We start from the raw sequence: 17,596 nt of genomic DNA on the forward strand, positions 1-17,596 counted from the left end.
TGCTAGATGTACCTATAATCACCAATATTTAACAGTAGTGCTCCCATAATCGCCATAGTTAACGGGCTGCAATCTCAGAATCTCCAGCGAACTCTCGTCGAAAGAGTCATGGGTATTACATTTAATACTCCGTCGTACCATGCCCTTTAATTAGAATGAAAAGCTTACTAAGACATCAAAAAGTCGAGTGATGAATAAAGCTCACGATTGAAATTATTGTCTTGTAAGAATAATGAAAAATCACGATCCGCGACAAAACCAAACTTACAAGCTAACTCAACGAAGGTTGAGTCCGGATAGTCATACGAAAACTCTTCGGATGACGGATAGTTAAACATGAGAGAAAGATAGTTTGTAGTGACTCCATCAACTTTATTTGTGCCCCCATTATCTCGAACAGTATCAGCAATAACTTCCATTCCTTTTTCCATAAACATGGCCTTATCAAGTGGCGCCCAATAAGTTTTACCACACTCTAAACTCAATTTACTCCATTGATAACAACCTCTACTCGGATACAAGCACTTTGTTAAATCGAAAGCATGGAGTTTCTCAAAAATGCTTGGTAAGAATTGGCCACCATCATCAACTTTAATGTTACTCTTACTGCCATACATATATACAAAGGGTAGATAAAGGCTTTTCCTACCATCGTCAGCCTTTAAGTACTGATATGGCAACATTGCAAGCCTTCGCTTTTGTCCATTTTTGAAGTGCCAAGTAATATCGATACAGTTAGCGCTCTTGATCTTAGCGTCACTGCAATGCTCGACCACACGATTTAATGTAATTGAAGAAATAAAACGATAGAGATTATTACGGATTGTATACCTTTCTGGATGTAAATAGTCTGTTCGAACGTCGTCAGTAAAAATTTCGGGTAAACTTACCAACTCATCTGCATTTAAGACCACGTCAGCATTGTTAATGGCATCCAGTTTGGCTTCAAGTACGTCAATTTGGTTTTCACTATCTCCAATAAGATCTAAAATCGTATTCGATTTTTTTGCTTTAAAACGAGCTACAAGTTCATCTAGTACTTCTCGTTCTTCTACCAACTCTGTTTCAATTTTTATTTTTTCATTTTCTACAAATGTATTATTAGCCTTATCAGATTCTGCAAGGTAAGCATCCTTACATATTTCCAACGTCAAAAGATCCAGCATGTTTACATTATATACTTCCCTATCATGCTCTCCTTTCATCGCCAAATTACACACGTAGTTAACTCTATTATCACCCTTATCGACGAACACCATCGCCCCGCCGCAAATGCCGCACCGAGCAATACCTTTTAGCAATGGTATTTTGCCACTGCTTGTATTCCTTCCTCGTTTTTCGGATTTACACATTTTAAGCTTACGGAATGTGGCTTCATCAATTATGGGAGGATAGTAATTTTCAAAAACATGACTGACACCTTCTATATGAAAGTTTTTTTCCCCAATCAATGAACGATTAGCCCATAACTGACTGATAGTAGTATAATCCCATGTATTCGATTGTTTTACAGTACCCTTTGTTCGTGTTTGCTTGTACTCGAAATTAGCATCAAGGTACTGTTTAATTTTTAAGTCCCCGTAACCCGCAAGTTTCATTTCAACCGCTTTTTTTACACCTTCGGCATTGATATTAAGTGTATTTGTAGGTTGATCTATCCAGAATGGTGAGCGTCCAAGTGCTCCTTGTGGCTTACCTGTATCTTTCCAACGCTTTAAAGCGATCTTCTGTGCAGCAATTATACGCTTCGATTTAGTTTCAGATTCCTCATTTGCTCTCTGCATCGTAATTAACGAACCAATAAGATCTGCGGTCTGATTTTGGCTCTCTGAATCAAACATTTTGCAATCAATATGTGTATAAACACGTACGCCACGATTAATAATGCTAAGAAATTGCTCCATAGCAACGTTAACCGTTTCTCTTGAGAGGCGGTCTAGGGAGAAGACAACAAGGATACTGCCAGACGCTATTTCACCACTTTCAATTCGAGATAAAACAACTCCAAATGCACCATCCTTGTGTTTACCATGATATGCACTTAACCCCTGATCGACGAAATTCTCATCATGAATAGGAAGGTTATGCTCTTGCGACAGGTTTTCGAGGACGCTCCTCTGCTGCTGGGTTTCTAATCCCACACCTTTTGTTTGTTTAGTGGTGCTGACACGAGCGTAATTATAGATTTTAGGGGTAGTTCTCATACTTAAGGGGCTTCACTACAGAATCTAAGCCCTCAACCTTGAGAGCTAAACATAGCTGCATTAAATCACCCAACTCTCCCGAAGGAAACTGTTTTTTATTGGCGAACCACAGTAAGTATTCTTCAGGTAGGTCGATTAACACTCGCCCTGCATATTTCCCAAATGGCATTTGCATTCTAGCGAGTTTAATGAGGTTTTCTTTTTCTAACATAAGTGACAAAGATTTTAGGTAACTCGTCCAAGAATATCACTGCCGCCCTCTCCTCACCAGCAAATCGCACTCACGTTTATTTTGGCGGCTTTGACTCGCTTTGTGCTAGAGTACGCGGCATAAAAAATGAGAACGAGAAAGCAATGAAGTCACCTTGTCGAGCTGCATGTAAAAATAACGCCGGAATATGCTCTGGTTGTCACCGAACGATGGATGAAATCATCCAATGGAAAGACAAAACCGATCTCCAACGAGATACGATTATCGAGCAAATCGCAGGGAAAGATTCAACGCACAATTGTCCTGAGTGCGGGACTCAAGCCCATTGTGATATCGCCGCAGGCAAAGAAACCTGTTGGTGCTTTACTATTGAAACCCGTGATTTACCCAAGCCAAGCGCCAACCAGTTGTGTTTGTGCCGAAAATGTCTAGAAAAAAAGCCAGTCGCATAATACGACTGGCTTACTGTTCTGCGTTTTCTGACTGGTGTTTATTTAGCGGTTAAAGCGGGTGCTTCAAACTTAATACCATCCCACCCTGTTACCATAAAATTACGAATATTCTGGTGATCGCTATTCTCTGGATGCTGCAATACATCTTCACGATAAAAACGGCCAAAGCAGGCTAGCGTCGCTTCTTTGTCTAGGTTATTTAGCAAGCCGAAAGCGAAGATCTTACACGAACCGTTGTTCTCACCCGCGTTGTTTTGCGTCTCACCATTAACAAAAGCGGTTGGCTCAAACGTATAGCTTTCTTCGATCACCGCCATCGTTGCTTCAAATTCGACCTGCTCTGGTGAAGCTGCCAACAAATCTAAAAACGATTTTAATTCCATTATTCCTCTATCCCTACTTCATCATTTTGATGACACATTAGTTTCATAAAAAGCCAATATAAGAGTCATCAATCATACATATATTCAGAGCCTTACCAAATCACACGTCATTCAGCGTTCCATCATTCCAATTGCGGAAATGGACAGAAGCATAAACCCCATGCTGATTGACAACGTATCGGATTGATAAGGAGATATCATGATCACCCCTTTAAAGGCAATCGGTGCACTCGCATTGTCATCACTTGCCATCGCGTGTTCATCACAACCCGAAGATACCGTGGCTTCATTCGCTACACAATGCAAACCTACCACTGCGCCCGTTGCTGGGGAAACTTCAATTCAAGGGTTAACGTTTATCGGGACATCCGTTGCTGATGCCCCATTCGACACATCGGCAGCTGAAATCGTCAGTTATGACGCCTGTACGGATAAGCTCTATGTGATCAATGCTGAAGCAAAACGTGTCGATGTACTTTCTATGGATGACAACGGCGTACCAACGCAAACCGCATTCATTGATCTCAACAGCGCTGGCGAAGCAGCTAGCGTTGAAATTGGCGCTGCAAACAGTGTCGCTGTATTCAATGGTTTGGTCGCGGTTGCGATTGAAAACAGTAATAAACAAGCGAATGGTATTGTTGGTTTGTACCGCTCCGACGATTTGTCATTAGTCACGACGTTCCCAACAGGCGCATTGCCAGACATGGTGGGCTTCTCGAAAGATGGCCGATACATCGCAACCGCTAATGAGGGCGAACCAAACAGCGATTACAGCGTCGATCCTGAAGGTAGCGTCACTTTGATCGATCTGAGCCTTGGTGTTACTCAAGCAGAAGTGTCACAAATTGGCTTTAACGAGTTTGATGGCTCACGAAAAGCAGAGCTTCCAATGAATGTACGTATTTCGGGGCCAAACGCCACCATCGCACAAGATCTAGAGCCTGAATACCTCACTTTTGCAGATAACGGTAAAATCTATGTCGCGCTACAAGAAAATAACGCCATGGCAATCGTCAATCCAGTGAGCAAATCGGTAGAAAAAATTGTTGGCTTAGGTGAGAAGTCTTGGTCGGACGCTAAACTCGATGCATCTAACAAAGACAAAATTATTGGAAACTTGAAAAGCTACCCACAACTGGTTGGCTTATTTATGCCTGACACCATCGACAGCTACTCAGTGGATGGGACAACTTACATCGTATCTGCAAATGAAGGCGACGGCCGTGAGTACGGATTCAAAACCACTCAAGAACTGTGCGACAAAGCAGGCTTTATGTGGGATGAAGACGATTTCCTTGGAACAGATGAATATACTTCTGAGCAAGGAACCTGTTTAAGTCATGTTGACGAAGTGCGCGGTAAGAAGTTGAAAGTAGCAGCAGAGCACCCACTGGCAGAAGCACTAAAAGACAACAAACAACTCGCGCGTTTAAAAGTGATTAAGCCGGAAAAAACGCTTTCTGCACAAGGTAATGTTCAAGCATTTGGCGCGCGTTCATTCTCGATTTGGGATGAAAACGGCAAGTTGGTCTTCGATAGTGGTGACGATTTCGCGACCATCGCGCTGCTGAATGAAGGTAAAAACTTCAACAGTACCAACGATAACAATCACAGTGGCGATGACCGAAGTGATGATAAAGGCATTGAGCCAGAGGCGATTGAAGTAGCACAAATTAACGGTCGCCATTACGTGTTCATCGGCTTAGAGCGCCAAGGCGGTATTATGATTTATGACATTACCGATCCGAAACAAGTGCAGTTCCTACATTACGTAAACCGTCGTGATTACAATCAGCCAGTGTGTACACAAGTGGAAGATGGAGAATGCACCAACGACACATACAATCCAAAAGCAGGCGATTTAGGCCCAGAATCCATCAATTACTTTACCCGTAATGGTAGTCATTTTATCGCTGTTGGCAATGAGGTATCTGGCACGACATCCGTCTTCCGAATCAATCTATAAAGTAATGTAAAAGTCATTTAGAACCAAAACGCCCGACGTAAGCCGGGCGTTTTTTTATGAGGTAATGTCCTACTCTGCCGATGCTAGCGCGTCACATTTTGATGCGCAGATAAAATCGTTCTTATGCAGACCTTTGATCGAGTGACTCCACCAAGTTACGGTGACCTTACCCCACTCCAACATAATAGAAGGATGGTGGAACTCATCTTCTGCCAGTTCCGCGATTTTGTTACTGAAAGCCCATGCTTGTTTGAAGTTCTTAAATTTATACACCTTTTCTAGTTGAGGTATGTCTTCTCTTTCAATGATCTGCCAATCAGACAATTGCAGCAGCAGAGATTGTTGTTCTTCTTTGCTTAGTGCAATGGCATCGATACTACAAGCTTCGCATTTTTGTTCATTCAACATGAGCAGGTTCCTTTGGTTCAAAAAGTGGAGGAAGCAGTCCAGCTTCAATCGCTAGATCGGCTTGTTTCAATAAATTTAACTGACTGATTTTAAAGAGCTGAGAAAAGTCATCAATCACGTAGTACTTCGGTTGCATGATGTCGATACGATAAGGCGTTCTCAACACAGTTTGTAATTCAAATGGGTCGCGAATTGCTACATCACTCTCTAATGCGTAGAGGGTTTCGCCAGGAGATGAGAGAATACCACCACCGTAAATTTTGGTTTTGTCCCCTTCTTTCACCAAGCCAAATTCTACGGTAAACCAGTAGAGACGAGCGAGATACGCTCTTTGTTTTGGTGTAGCGGCTTGCCCTAGTTGACCATAATGTTCGGTAAATGCAGCAAAATCTGGGTTGGTTAACATCGCACAATGACCAAATATTTCATGGAAGAAATCCGGCTCTTGCAAGTAATCGAACTCTTCTCTGGTACGCAAGAATGTGGCGACGGGAAAGCGCTTATTACCGAGCAGATTAAAAAAACGGTCGAAGTCAATAAGCGCAGGAACGGGCTCCACTTGCCAACCTGTTGTCTCCATCAGGATACGATTAATTTCTGGCAATTGAGGAACGCGGTCTTGAGGTAAATCAAGCAGCGTTAAACCGTGTAAATAAGCCTTACAAGCTCTGTTTTGGATCACACCCATTTGTCGTGTTACCAAATCTCGCCAAATGGCGTCTTCTTCACGGCTCCATTCAACCCTGCCTTCCTGGTTTACGGGTTTAGAACGATACTGAGTCATGGCACATCTCCATTAACAAATCCTTTACATTAAGCCTATCTTCAGTCTTAAGAGCTTCCAATCCCCACACGATTTTCTCAGCATCAATCCGATGTAACATATTGTTTACAACACGTCGTAACTGCATGATTTTTATGACACGATATAATATCTAGCTTGTTTGACTTTATCGTGTATTCCTCTCAAACTAAAATCTGTTACCACTTTGTTATAGAGGGACCTATGCGCGAGAGCAGCAAAGTATGGCAACCGAGCGAAAGTCGTATCGAAGAAGCCAACATCACACAGTTTATTGAACACATTAATCGACTTATTGAACACATTAATCGACAAGGAAATACCATTGAAAACTTCGCCGATCTGCATCAATGGTCGCTCGATCATGTGGAAAAATTTTGGCAAGAAGTCTGGTTATTCTGCGACGTCATTGGTACTCAAGGAGAGACCGTAAAGGAGCAAGCAGAAAGTCGCTGGCAGCAACCCGTCGAAAATAGGGACATGAAATGGTTCCCAAACGCGCAGATTAACTACGCCGAAAACTTGCTAACCTACGCGTGTCACCAACCCGATGATCTCGCGATTTGGTTTGAAAATGAACGTGAAGAAAAGCAAACCTACACATGGAAACAATTGTGTGAAGAAGTTTCGAGTGTCCAGCAATGGTTGAAAGAATGTGGAATCAAGCAAGGTGATGTCGTCGCTGGCTATTTGCCTCACTTACCTCAAACGGTGATAGCCATGTTAGCAACCACCAGTTTAGGGGCAACCTGGACTTCTACCTCACCTGATTTTGGCGTTGAAAGCGTTTTGGAGCGCTTTGGTCAAGTGAAACCTAAAATCCTGTTTACTTGTGATGGCTATACATTCAATGGCAAAACTTTCGATATGTCTGAGAAAAACCAGCACATTGCGGATCATCTTGATGGTCTTAAACAGGTTTGCCAAATTAGCTACCTGAAACCACACATTTTTGAATGCGACGTCTGCACTCAAGATTGGCAAAACGTCCTGAATCAATACACACCCGAAGCGCTAACTTTTACTCGTGTTAATTTTAACGATCCGCTATTTGTGCTCTATTCTTCAGGCACGACAGGCAAACCGAAATGCATAGTGCATTCCGTCGGCGGAACAGTGCTTAACCATTTGAAAGAGCATCAACTGCATTGCGACATCCAACCGAACGACAGAGTGTTTTATTACACGACCTGTGGCTGGATGATGTGGAACTGGCACGTTTCTTCACTCGCGAGCGGCGCATGTTTAGTAATTTTTGATGGTAGCCCTGTTTATCCCACTCATAACGTGCTTTGGGACCTCGCTGAACAAGCCGAAGTGACGCTGTTTGGAACTTCGGCGAAATACCTAGAGGCATTGGAAAAAGTTTCTTTTTCTCCACCGAAAAGTGATGCATTTCCCGCTCTGAAAACCATTTGCTCAACGGGCTCAGTTCTGTATCCAGAGCAGTTTGATTATGTTTATCAGCACATTAAAGAAGATGTACACCTCGCATCAATCTCAGGCGGGACAGACATTTGTGGCTGCTTTGTGTTAGGCAACCCTATTTCTCCCGTTTATCGAGGAGAGTGCCAATCCGCAGGGTTAGGGGTCGATGTCAGAGTCTTTAACCCGCAAGGTAATAGCGTAATCGGAGAGCGCGGTGAGTTGGTTTGTGCCAATTCATTGCCCAACTTCCCTGCTGGCTTTTGGAACGATACCGGGGAAAGATATCATCGTGCTTATTGGGATAAGTTCGACAATATTTGGCACCACGGCGACGATGTTGAACAAACCAGCGTTGGTGGATACGTGTTTTATGGTCGAAGTGATACCACGTTGAATCCCGGTGGCGTAAGAATCGGCACAGCCGAAATCTATCAGCAAGTGAACAGTATAGACGGTATTCTAGATTCCATCGCAGTAGGAAAAGAAGTCGATCGCAACGAACAAATATGGCTGTTTGTCCAATTAATGAAAGGGATAGAGCTCAACGACGAGATGATCGCCTCCATCAAAGCACAGCTAAAATCTGCATGTTCTCCAAGACATGTACCTAGTGCAATTTACGTAATAAGCGATATACCTAAGACCCGTTCGGGAAAATTGGTTGAGTTAGCCGTTAAGCAAGTCGTTAACAATCGGAGCGTAGAAAATTTAGGCGCAATAGCCAACCCTGAAGTATTGGAGGAGATACGCAGGATAGTCGCCCAAAAATAACCTCAGAACACTTGATTGTTAGAGAACCACTTTGCTTGCGCCCGCAGCGATAGGTGAAGAACAAGTGAGGTTAACTTGGGACATCCCCTCAACCGATAAGAAAAAAGCGAGCTAGGTAGCTCGCTTTTATCATGTGGTGTTCTTTATTCAGTATTAACGGCGACCAAGCCCCATTAATACCGACATCGTTTTACCGTCAGATGTAATGTCAAAAACGTGTTGCGATTCAACCTCAGTAAAACCTGCATCTTTCAAAGCACGTTTAGACTTCGCAAGGGTAAAACCGTCTTGTTCAGATTCTGCAATCCAATCAAAATGAACAAAGTAACCGCCGTGGTTAAGTAAAGAATGCGAGATTTTTAATGACGCGTCTAAGTCTTCCACAAACGCTAAGACTGACGATGCAACTACTAGGTCAAACTGTCCACGAAACGCTGGATGCTGAGCGACCAAGCCGCGAGACAATGCATCTACGACAGGTTCTACATTGGCAAGCTCTTTTTTATCGAGTTCTTCAATCATGGCTTCCGATGCGTCTAATGCTACGATGTCTTTAACCATCGGTGACAATCGTTGACTTAACTGCCCGGTTCCGCATCCAAAATCTAGTACTTTAATGCCATCAAGCTGAGTTAGCTGTTGTAACTGCTCAAACACCGACTGCGCAAATTGCTCTGTTGCTGGATTTGATTCCCAGTTTTTTGCTAAGCCGTCCCAATCTTGTGCCATCGTGGCCTCCATGTTCACTTTTTGTAACCCACATAGATTACCGCAAAACCGTTAAAAGACCATAGACTTATCTGGCGGATTCGCGTTTTTTTCGATAATCTTTCACGGCTTTGGGAGCATATCTGCATAATACCCAAATTATTTGAATTCATTTATTGGTTGTGTCAAATCATGAACTTAACTCAAGTAGAAGCCTTCTGCACCATCGCTGAGTGTGGTTCTGTTTCTGAAGCAGCAAGGCAACTCGATTGTAATCGCACCAAACTCAGTATGTCGATTAAGGCTTTAGAGAAAGATCTCAACGTTGAGTTGTTTACCCGAACTGGCAATCAGCTCACTCTCTCTGAAGCTGGGAAAGCCATTTACAAAGATTGCGAACACCTACTTATCATCGCACAGCGGATAAGAAAAACCTGTGCTCAAATATCGGAAGGTTTTAACGCGGAAGTTTGGGTTGCACGTGACGACTCCTTACCTGATGATCTCTGGCAAGAGCTTTCTCATACATTGAATAACCGCTTCCCTTCCACAACCTTCAACTTAATCTTGGCATCCAGTGGTGACTTGGCAAACTTAGTCAGTACCCACCAAGTGGATTTTGCCTTTGGTGTTGATTATGAGCGCGTCGACGACCCTCGTATCGTGTATAACCCACTAGGCAAGATACGTATGATGTCAGTATGCAGTGCAGAACACCGCCTAAGTAAGATGCGCAGAGTCTCAGACGAAGACCTGCGCAGTCAGATGCAAGCGTTGATGGTGTACCTAAATGAGAAAGACAACCCTGAACTGCAGCCTTTCTCGACTCGATACATTGGCTTTTCGAGTTTTGACTACATGCTCAACACCATCTTAGAAGAAGACGCTTGGGGTGTACTGCCAGAACCATTAATCCGCCATTACCTTCGCCAGCAAAAGCTCGCCGTTATCAAGCATACATACGGACTGACACAAGAAGACTACTGTATGTTTTCACCTAACGGTCAAACTGAGCACCCAGCAATGACATGGTTAGCGGATAAATTGAGCGAGTATTTATTTGACTTCTAAACATTTTATCAGTGAGCGCCAATTTTATTGGCACCACAACCATACAGCAAGTCATTGTTTTATAAGAACATAAACAAAAACGCAACTTTTTAGATTAGAACCTGCTCACTTAGTGGTTGCCTAAATTACCTTATGCGAGAAGAATAGTAAGGTATTAAAATTTAAAGGCATCTTTTATGTGTGACAGGACAAGCAAAAACGAAAACCGTATTCTAACCATTTCAGCCCTTTTAGCATCTGGGTTCGCTGCTGGTGGTATGGTACTTGGCTTGCTTGTAGGATCAATTGTCATCGTTTTTGACGGTGTTTACTCTTTGGTCAGCTTACTGTTAACTTTATTGTCACTGGCCGCTTCCTACTATATTAACAAGCCCTCAAAATCTGTATTCCCATTTGGAAAAGCGGTCTTAGAGCCAATCGTTATTGCGATAAAAGCGGCTGTTATTTTAGTGGTTGTAAGCTTTTCTCTTTACTCTGCAATTTCAGCATTGATGTCCGGAGGCCGTGAAGTCGATGCTTCTATTGCCACTCTATTCGGCATCGTAAACGTCATCGGTTGTGGTTACGCTTGGTGGTTTATGGCGAAACGCAGCCGTCGCTTCTCATCAGGCTTGATTGAAGCAGAGAAAAAACAGTGGCAGATGGATACGCTATTAAGTGTAGCGGTGACGGTAGGATTTGTTGCTGCTTGGGTTGTATCACTAACGCCATTCGCTGAATATGCGGTTTATGCCGATCCTATGATGATGGTGCTAATGGGCTTCTACTTTCTGAAAGTTCCTTTTGATATGTTGGTTGGTGCACTACGTGAGCTACTAATGATGACACCAAGCAAAGAGCTATGTCAGGTCGTTGGCAATGATGTACTAGAGATAGAAAAAACATCTGACCACCAGCTAAAGTTAGCGGGTATCACTAAAGTGGGCCAAGAGCTTCGTATTAACATCGATTTGCACGTCGATGACGACACCATTGCATTGGATAAGTTGGAACAAACTCGCACTCAGTTAACGAAACGTCTGTCGAAGCACAGATTCAAACTGCAACTCCATTTAAACGTCGCAAACTGTTAGAACACGAAAGAAAAAAGCTCCCTCGGTCGGGAGCTTTTTTCTTTCTGTCATTTGAGCATACAGCGCAAAGATAAAATCAGATAATTTTGGTTTAACCTGCAGCTTCACGCTTCTCCTTGGTGACAACCCAGCAAAGCAAAGAGCCCACCGTAACCATCACAACCCCCTGCCAAAAACTCGGACTCAACGTCACACCAAGAATAATGGAAGAAAATAGCGCAGAGAAAATGGGCGTAAAGTAAGAAAGTGTCGCGAGAAAGACCATGTTTCCGCCAACAATCGCGATGTTCCACAAACCATAACCACCAGCCATCAACGCCGCTGAAGCAAAAAGGTAGCCCATTGCTTCCCATGAAAAAGTCATCTCTGGCTCATCAGCAAACGCATATTTCACCCATAACGAAACAGCAGTAGCAATGAAAAACAACGTAATCGCGTTATGTTTGGATTGCTGCCTCTGGGTTAAATTACAATAAAAAGCCCATATAACTGCTCCTGCGAAAGCCATAAAGTAAACCAAAGGGTTACTACTGACATTGGACATAATCTGAGTAACGGATAAGCCATTTTCACCACTCACCGTCCACGCGACTCCGATAAACGCCAGCGCAACCGCTGGATAAAGCAGCCAGTTTGTTTTTTTGTTACTGCCTAAAACCGCAAACAAAACGGTGAGTGCTGGCCAAAGGTAATTGACAATCGACACCTCAATAGCCTGCGCACGCGAGTTGGAATATCCCAGAGATAAAGCGAGAAATATTTCATAACAAACGAACATCGCGCCACCAAGCACGAGATATTTTGGAGAAAAGTACGATAACTTCGGAATGCCAACTACGATAAGAAGGAAAATAGAACTGAGAGAGTACAACATGGCTGCCCCGCCCACGGGACCTAGGCTCTCGGTTACCAACCTGGCAATGCCAAGTAAGCAACTCCAAGAGAGGATGGCAATACAACCATAAAGTGTGAAACGAAATTGCACTGATTTCATGTGACCTACCACTCACGAATGCCAAAGGAAACATCAGCTTAACTCAAAAATGATCAGGTTCAACGTACTGTTTTATAAAAATCAGTATAAAAATCACTCCATTACGCAGTTGGAGTCGATATGAAACATTTTCTGCCCTCGAGTGTTATGCTTACACCTTTTGTTGTGCGCTACTATGATGAAGAAGACGACGATAGCGAAACCGCCGAAACTGATTCGAGCACTCAACATCTAAAAGAAACAGAGCAACAAACGGAAACCTCAGACTAAAGGAATTCTCAAATGAAAAAAGTCGCAGTTATCTTCAGTGGTTCAGGTGTTTACGATGGCACAGAACTACATGAAGCCGTATTAGCACTCCATGCCATTGAAAAAGAAGGTGCATCATGGCATTGCTTTGCTCCTAACATCGATCAATTACACGTGATTAATCATCTAACTGGCGAAGAGATGGACGAAACACGAAATGTGTTGGTGGAATCTGCACGCCTTGCACGTGGCAATATTGATGATGTTGCAAGATTAAACCCAGATGAGTTTGATGCCCTACTCTTACCTGGCGGTTTTGGTGCCGCTAAAAACCTCACTGACTTCGCAGTATCAGGAGCTGAGTGCTCGATTAATACACACGTAGCTCAAGCATGTCGCGCATTCGCTCATGCGAAAAAGCCAGCAGGTTATCTGTGTATTTCACCTGTCATTATTCCGATGATTTATGATCAAGGCGTGAAAGGCACCGTAGGCAACGATGAAGCGATCTCGATAGCATTTAATCAAATGGGCGGTGAGCACATCACTTGCTCTGTCGAGGATATCGTTTTTGATGAAACACACCTCGTTCTATCAACCCCAGCTTATATGTTGGCAGAGAATATCTCTCAAGCGGCATCAGGTATCGAAAAGTTAGTATCAAAGCTGATTGATATTGCCTAATTATTGATAGATAACTTATAAACCTACCTCCCATCCCCATTGATAGTTAAGTTATTAATGGGGATTTTTTATACTTTAGTCTAATTTAGAGATATATCCGTATTAGATATCAATTTTTGCCAATCGATTGCGTCACTGGTTTCATATTTGTTCTACTTTATATCTGTGTTGCACCTATACGCTGTGCAACAAGATCACTGTCACAGTTTTTCTCTTGCAAATACCTCTAAATAGGTAAACTTGCTTCAGATCAACTTCAATCTGGAAACGAGTGTGCGACAGTAAATGGCAAATTAAGAAAGATTATTAAAAATAACGACGGAGCTATCCAATATGACAAGTGCATTTTTTATCCCTACGGTAAACCTAATGGGCGCTGGTTGTTTAAAAGACGCAGCAGACAGCATCCAATCTCAAGGCTTTAAAAAAGGTTTGATCGTTACGGATAAGATCCTTAACCAAATCGGTGTAGTCAAACAAGTTCAAGACCTTCTCACTGAACGCGACGTAGCAACCGTTGTGTACGATGGCACTCAACCAAACCCTACTATCACCAACGTTAATGATGGCTTAGCTTTACTAAAAGAAAACGAATGTGACTTCGTTATCTCACTCGGAGGCGGCTCACCGCACGATTGTGCAAAAGGTATCGCTTTAGTGGCGTCAAACGGTGGCAAGATCGGCGATTACGAAGGCGTTGATCAATCCGCAAAACCAATGCTGCCTCTCGTATCAATCAACACAACGGCTGGTACTGCTTCTGAAATGACGCGTTTCTGCATCATCACAGACGAAGAGCGCCACATTAAGATGGCGATTGTGGACAAACACACAACACCATTGATGTCAGTGAATGATCCTGAGTTGATGCTTGCTAAACCTGCGTCTCTTACTGCCGCAACAGGTATGGATGCGCTAACACATGCGATTGAAGCTTACGTATCTATCGCTGCGACACCAATCACTGACGCGGTAGCAATCAAAGCAATTGAACTGATTCAAGCTCACCTTCGCACAGCAGTGAAAAACGGTGAAAACCTTGAAGCTCGCGAGCAAATGGCATACGCACAGTTCATGGCAGGTATGGCATTCAACAACGCATCTCTTGGTTACGTTCACGCAATGGCGCACCAACTAGGCGGCTTCTACGACCTGCCACACGGTGTATGTAACGCGATTCTTCTACCTCACGTACAACGTTACAATGCGCAAGTATGTCCAGAGCGTTTACGTGACGTTGCTAAAGCAATGGGTGTTGATGTTGAAGGTATGTCAGCAGAGCAAGGTGCTGCGGCGGCCATTGATGCTATCGTTGAGCTTGCTAAAGATGTCGGCATCCCATCAGGCATTAAAGAGCTTGGTGCGAAGCTAGAAGATATCCCAACCTTAGCGGACAACGCGCTAAAAGACGCTTGTGGTTTCACCAACCCGAAACAAGCAACGCACGAAGAGATCTCTAAGATCTTCGAAGAAGCGATGTAGGCTCGCTAAGTAAACAATTCTCTAGTCTTAATTCAATCCCCGATCTCGTATTGGGGATTTTTTATGTTCGCATACCCTGCCAAACGTCCTCTTTTAGTGTTAGCTTTTAAGTATCTTGGATTCATATTGGAAGGAACCATGAGAACTATCACTGCGACCCTACTCGCTTGCCTAGCTTTTTCTATTGATGCTGCGGAATATCGTGCCAATGAGGTTGCCAATGGGTTTCAAATCCCATGGGGAATTGAATTTCTCGATAAGCAACAAATGATCGTGAATGAAAAAAACGGCACCGTTTCATTACTTAATATTGCTTCGGGAAAACAGCAAACCCTCTTCAAAGTACCGAATGTGAACACCAGTGGGCAAGCTGGTTTATTAGATGTAGCTCTAGTGCCGAATACCGCTCCACAAAATCCACAACTTTTCTTTACTTACAGCAAACGTACCGATAAAGGAAATACTGTGGCCTTAGCGACCGCACAATTGAAAAACAATCAACTTGTGGATTGGAAAGACGTCTTTGTCGCCGACGCAATCACGGACACCAGCCGTCATTACGGCAGCCGTATTGCGTTTGTCGATGACAAGGTTTACTTCTCAATTGGGGACCGTGGCGAACGTAATAATGGGCAAGACACTCAAACCCATGCAGGCACTATTCTTCGCCTCAACCTTGATGGCTCGGTACCACAAGATAATCCATTCAAGACTTCTGAGGCTCGCCCTGAAATATGGAGTTACGGGCACCGTAACCCACAAGGCATGTTTTACGACAAAGCAACAAAACAGCTTTGGTCGATTGAACATGGCCCTCGTGGTGGTGATGAAATCAACCTGATTAGGAAAGGAGCAAACTACGGCTGGGCAAAGGTCTCTCAGGGTAAAGAGTATTGGGGACCGTTAGACGTTGGAGAAGCGAAAAGCTTACCGAATATGGAAGACCCAAAGTTGGTTTATATTCCGTCTATCGCGCCAAGCAATATGGTGGTGTATCGTGGTGATAAGTACCCAGAGTTGGATGGAAAAATCCTCGCCGGTGCCTTGAAGCTGGCGCACATCAACGTGGTTTCTATTGAGAATGGCAAGCTCACCGAATCAAAAAGATTAATGGAGAATCTTGGCGAGCGAGTCAGAGATATCACCATCAGTCCGGATGGCTATGTCTATTTTTCAACAGATACAGGCAAAATTTTCCGTCTTGAAGAGAAGTAATCAAACACCAACATCATTGAGACTATTTAATTTGTGACGTATCAGTGATTTATTTTCGTACAAGTAACACGTTTGAATCTAAAATTAACAGTAACCTTTTGTTTTTAGAAAGATAGCTTGGTTTAAGTCGTACGAGGTCATCATGGTTCCTTTTCCATTAAAACTTGAAAGAGTCAAAGCCGTTATTTTCGACTTAGACAATACACTCGTCAGCTCCGATATGAACTTCAAAGATCTTCGTCAGCAACTAGGCTGTCCACAAAACGAAGATTTATTGGATTTTGTTGATAAGCTTGACCATCCACATCAGAGAGAGCATGCCCATAATGTCATCTTTGATCATGAAATTTCTGATGCCGAGCAGTCATCTCCGATGTTGGGTTGCCACGAGCTTTTGGCATACTTACATCAGCATAAAGTTAAAACCGCGATAGTAACGCGCAACTGTTTGATCGCTACGCAGCGCAAGTTGGAACATAACCGAATTAATGTTGAACATGTCCTCACTCGTGAATGCTATCCAGCAAAACCTGATCCTTTATCACTCCAAGTCCTAGCTAAAGAGTGGCGATTAATGCCAGATGAAGTACTTTATGTCGGCGATTTCCTTTATGACCTACAAGCCGCATACAACGCCCAAATGCCATCCTGCCTTGTTCACCACAATACGACTGCACAATTCCACGACTCCGCCTCTCTTGCTGTAACAGAACTGACCGATTTACTCGAACATTTTCAGTCTTTTAAGCACATTCACGACTAACTAGGTACTTTCATAAACAAAAGGAGCACTCGCGTGCTCCTTTGACTTATTCCCGATTTATTTATGCGCCCCCAAGTGAGTGCTCGGGTGATGCATCGCTTAGCTTTGTAGGTAAGCGTTAAGCATCCACATTAATTTTTCTTGCTCACGGATGTAGTCACCCATCAATGCCGCGGTACCTTCATCGCCTGCTTCACCCGCGTTTTGTAGAATCTCACGCTGTTTTAGAAGTAGAACGCTAAAGCCTTGAACCAGACCTTGTATACACTCCTCACCAGAAGTCGCGTTTTGATGTTCTTTAATTTCACTTGCTTCCAAGTAGTTGCTGAATGCGTGCGCTGGCGTATGACCCAAAGTTAGAATACGCTCTGCAAGCTCATCGATTTTTGTTTGTAGATCAGTGTAAATCTCTTCAAATTTTACGTGCAGTTCGAAGAATTGCTGACCTTTGATGTTCCAGTGGTAACCGCGTGAGTTCATGTACAACACTTGATAATGCGCTAGTAGTTGATTTAGCTGTTGAGCTAGTTGTGCTGATTGTTCGCTGTCTAGACCAATTAGGTTTACTTGTTTGTTCATAATCTTGCTCCTAGAAGGATGATACCAATCGTAGTAACGAACGATTCTCTTACCGGGATTGGTATAAAGTTTAAAAATTCTTTTGCAGTATTTGCTGCCGATGGAGCCATATTACGACTCCACCTCGGTGAAGAGAATTTGGTTTTAGCT

At 43.3% G+C, this 17,596-nt stretch carries 18 protein-coding genes; 10 read left to right on the forward strand and 8 right to left on the reverse strand.

Features of this window, described 5'->3' with window-relative positions; genetic code table 11:
• Nucleotides 1-167: 167 nt before the first annotated feature.
• Nucleotides 168-2,204, reverse strand: coding sequence for a recombinase family protein (locus tag EX191_RS05475; protein ID WP_193447308.1), 2,037 nt, complete (start codon nt 2,202-2,204; stop codon nt 168-170).
• Nucleotides 2,188-2,415 carry a DUF3820 family protein gene (locus EX191_RS05480; protein WP_029812086.1) on the reverse strand — a complete coding sequence of 76 codons (228 nt, stop codon included), beginning with the start codon at nt 2,413-2,415 and terminating at the stop codon, nt 2,188-2,190. The genes EX191_RS05475 and EX191_RS05480 overlap by 17 nt, the downstream gene beginning before the upstream one ends.
• A 143-nt stretch (nt 2,416-2,558) precedes the next feature.
• Between EX191_RS05480 and EX191_RS05485 the strand changes: the two genes are divergently transcribed.
• The gene (locus EX191_RS05485) at nt 2,559-2,867 is read left to right on the forward strand and encodes a cysteine-rich CWC family protein (protein ID WP_080955956.1); all 309 of its coding nucleotides are present in this window, start codon (nt 2,559-2,561) and stop codon (nt 2,865-2,867) included.
• Nucleotides 2,868-2,905: 38 nt separating this feature from the next.
• Here EX191_RS05485 and EX191_RS05490 read toward each other — a convergent pair whose 3' ends face one another.
• The gene (locus EX191_RS05490; protein ID WP_193447309.1) at nt 2,906-3,250 is read right to left on the reverse strand and encodes a HopJ type III effector protein; all 345 of its coding nucleotides are present in this window, start codon (nt 3,248-3,250) and stop codon (nt 2,906-2,908) included.
• 199 nt (nt 3,251-3,449) lie between these two features.
• Here EX191_RS05490 and EX191_RS05495 point away from each other — a divergent pair, with 199 nt between their 5' ends.
• Nucleotides 3,450-5,219 (forward strand): choice-of-anchor I family protein, encoded by a 1,770-nt coding sequence (locus tag EX191_RS05495; RefSeq protein ID WP_193447310.1) that lies wholly within the window; start codon nt 3,450-3,452, stop codon nt 5,217-5,219.
• Between the two features lie 69 nt (nt 5,220-5,288).
• Here EX191_RS05495 and EX191_RS05500 read toward each other — a convergent pair whose 3' ends face one another.
• Nucleotides 5,289-5,627, reverse strand: a complete 339-nt coding sequence (locus tag EX191_RS05500; RefSeq protein ID WP_054867569.1) for a 4a-hydroxytetrahydrobiopterin dehydratase — start codon at nt 5,625-5,627, stop codon at nt 5,289-5,291.
• Nucleotides 5,617-6,411, reverse strand: coding sequence for a phenylalanine 4-monooxygenase (gene phhA, locus EX191_RS05505; RefSeq protein ID WP_193447311.1), 795 nt, complete (start codon nt 6,409-6,411; stop codon nt 5,617-5,619). The genes EX191_RS05500 and phhA overlap by 11 nt, the downstream gene beginning before the upstream one ends.
• A 222-nt stretch (nt 6,412-6,633) precedes the next feature.
• On the opposite strand from phhA, the gene EX191_RS05510 reads away from it, so the two are divergent.
• A complete protein-coding gene (locus EX191_RS05510; RefSeq protein ID WP_193447312.1) occupies nt 6,634-8,628 on the forward strand; it encodes an acetoacetate--CoA ligase in 1,995 nt (664 codons plus the stop codon).
• Between the two features lie 153 nt (nt 8,629-8,781).
• Here the strand turns inward: EX191_RS05510 and EX191_RS05515 are convergent, their stop codons facing one another.
• Nucleotides 8,782-9,357, reverse strand: coding sequence for a class I SAM-dependent DNA methyltransferase (locus tag EX191_RS05515; protein ID WP_006742039.1), 576 nt, complete (start codon nt 9,355-9,357; stop codon nt 8,782-8,784).
• A gap of 171 nt (nt 9,358-9,528) precedes the next feature.
• Here EX191_RS05515 and EX191_RS05520 point away from each other — a divergent pair, with 171 nt between their 5' ends.
• Nucleotides 9,529-10,407 (forward strand): LysR family transcriptional regulator, encoded by an 879-nt coding sequence (locus EX191_RS05520; protein ID WP_006742040.1) that lies wholly within the window; start codon nt 9,529-9,531, stop codon nt 10,405-10,407.
• A 176-nt stretch (nt 10,408-10,583) separates the two neighbouring features.
• Nucleotides 10,584-11,480, forward strand: a complete 897-nt coding sequence (locus EX191_RS05525) for a cation diffusion facilitator family transporter (protein ID WP_005391129.1) — start codon at nt 10,584-10,586, stop codon at nt 11,478-11,480.
• A gap of 91 nt (nt 11,481-11,571) precedes the next feature.
• Here EX191_RS05525 and yddG read toward each other — a convergent pair whose 3' ends face one another.
• Nucleotides 11,572-12,474 carry an aromatic amino acid DMT transporter YddG gene (gene yddG, locus EX191_RS05530; RefSeq protein ID WP_048625236.1) on the reverse strand — a complete coding sequence of 301 codons (903 nt, stop codon included), beginning with the start codon at nt 12,472-12,474 and terminating at the stop codon, nt 11,572-11,574.
• Nucleotides 12,475-12,594: 120 nt separating this feature from the next.
• Between yddG and EX191_RS05535 the strand changes: the two genes are divergently transcribed.
• The 5 genes from EX191_RS05535 to EX191_RS05555 all read left to right on the forward strand — a co-directional run bounded on the left by EX191_RS05535 (nt 12,595) and on the right by EX191_RS05555 (nt 16,867).
• Entirely contained in the window at nt 12,595-12,744 is a 150-nt protein-coding gene (locus EX191_RS05535) for a hypothetical protein (RefSeq protein ID WP_193447313.1), read from the forward strand.
• 12 nt (nt 12,745-12,756) lie between these two features.
• Entirely contained in the window at nt 12,757-13,407 is a 651-nt protein-coding gene (elbB, locus tag EX191_RS05540; protein WP_046873691.1) for an isoprenoid biosynthesis glyoxalase ElbB, read from the forward strand.
• 333 nt (nt 13,408-13,740) lie between these two features.
• Nucleotides 13,741-14,889: an L-threonine dehydrogenase gene (yiaY, locus tag EX191_RS05545; protein ID WP_005391135.1), complete on the forward strand. Its 1,149-nt coding sequence runs from the start codon at nt 13,741-13,743 to the stop codon at nt 14,887-14,889.
• Between the two features lie 138 nt (nt 14,890-15,027).
• Nucleotides 15,028-16,104, forward strand: coding sequence for a PQQ-dependent sugar dehydrogenase (locus tag EX191_RS05550; RefSeq protein ID WP_012842470.1), 1,077 nt, complete (start codon nt 15,028-15,030; stop codon nt 16,102-16,104).
• A 142-nt stretch (nt 16,105-16,246) separates the two neighbouring features.
• Nucleotides 16,247-16,867: an HAD family hydrolase gene (locus EX191_RS05555; protein WP_074189932.1), complete on the forward strand. Its 621-nt coding sequence runs from the start codon at nt 16,247-16,249 to the stop codon at nt 16,865-16,867.
• A gap of 99 nt (nt 16,868-16,966) precedes the next feature.
• Here the strand turns inward: EX191_RS05555 and EX191_RS05560 are convergent, their stop codons facing one another.
• Nucleotides 16,967-17,446 (reverse strand): Dps family protein, encoded by a 480-nt coding sequence (locus EX191_RS05560; protein WP_193447314.1) that lies wholly within the window; start codon nt 17,444-17,446, stop codon nt 16,967-16,969.
• Nucleotides 17,447-17,596: the final 150 nt, after the last annotated feature.

This window comes from Vibrio chemaguriensis (assembly GCF_012275705.1).
Lineage (GTDB): Bacteria > Pseudomonadota > Gammaproteobacteria > Enterobacterales > Vibrionaceae > Vibrio > Vibrio diabolicus.

What these genes read in the sequence shown, in the direction of transcription:
- EX191_RS05480 (WP_029812086.1), bottom strand. Translation starts at nt 2,415, where the DNA reads ATGTTAGAAAAAGAAAACCTCATTAAACTCGCTAGAATGCAAATGCCA.
- EX191_RS05555 (WP_074189932.1), top strand. Translation starts at nt 16,247, where the DNA reads ATGGTTCCTTTTCCATTAAAACTTGAAAGAGTCAAAGCCGTTATTTTC.
- EX191_RS05550 (WP_012842470.1), top strand. Translation starts at nt 15,028, where the DNA reads ATGAGAACTATCACTGCGACCCTACTCGCTTGCCTAGCTTTTTCTATT.
- phhA (WP_193447311.1), bottom strand. Translation starts at nt 6,411, where the DNA reads ATGACTCAGTATCGTTCTAAACCCGTAAACCAGGAAGGCAGGGTTGAA.
- EX191_RS05485 (WP_080955956.1), top strand. Translation starts at nt 2,559, where the DNA reads ATGAAGTCACCTTGTCGAGCTGCATGTAAAAATAACGCCGGAATATGC.
- yiaY (WP_005391135.1), top strand. Translation starts at nt 13,741, where the DNA reads ATGACAAGTGCATTTTTTATCCCTACGGTAAACCTAATGGGCGCTGGT.
- yddG (WP_048625236.1), bottom strand. Translation starts at nt 12,474, where the DNA reads ATGAAATCAGTGCAATTTCGTTTCACACTTTATGGTTGTATTGCCATC.
- EX191_RS05500 (WP_054867569.1), bottom strand. Translation starts at nt 5,627, where the DNA reads ATGTTGAATGAACAAAAATGCGAAGCTTGTAGTATCGATGCCATTGCA.
- EX191_RS05490 (WP_193447309.1), bottom strand. Translation starts at nt 3,250, where the DNA reads ATGGAATTAAAATCGTTTTTAGATTTGTTGGCAGCTTCACCAGAGCAG.
- EX191_RS05515 (WP_006742039.1), bottom strand. Translation starts at nt 9,357, where the DNA reads ATGGCACAAGATTGGGACGGCTTAGCAAAAAACTGGGAATCAAATCCA.
- EX191_RS05510 (WP_193447312.1), top strand. Translation starts at nt 6,634, where the DNA reads ATGCGCGAGAGCAGCAAAGTATGGCAACCGAGCGAAAGTCGTATCGAA.
- EX191_RS05520 (WP_006742040.1), top strand. Translation starts at nt 9,529, where the DNA reads ATGAACTTAACTCAAGTAGAAGCCTTCTGCACCATCGCTGAGTGTGGT.
- EX191_RS05535 (WP_193447313.1), top strand. Translation starts at nt 12,595, where the DNA reads ATGAAACATTTTCTGCCCTCGAGTGTTATGCTTACACCTTTTGTTGTG.
- elbB (WP_046873691.1), top strand. Translation starts at nt 12,757, where the DNA reads ATGAAAAAAGTCGCAGTTATCTTCAGTGGTTCAGGTGTTTACGATGGC.
- EX191_RS05560 (WP_193447314.1), bottom strand. Translation starts at nt 17,446, where the DNA reads ATGAACAAACAAGTAAACCTAATTGGTCTAGACAGCGAACAATCAGCA.
- EX191_RS05475 (WP_193447308.1), bottom strand. Translation starts at nt 2,204, where the DNA reads ATGAGAACTACCCCTAAAATCTATAATTACGCTCGTGTCAGCACCACT.
- EX191_RS05495 (WP_193447310.1), top strand. Translation starts at nt 3,450, where the DNA reads ATGATCACCCCTTTAAAGGCAATCGGTGCACTCGCATTGTCATCACTT.
- EX191_RS05525 (WP_005391129.1), top strand. Translation starts at nt 10,584, where the DNA reads ATGTGTGACAGGACAAGCAAAAACGAAAACCGTATTCTAACCATTTCA.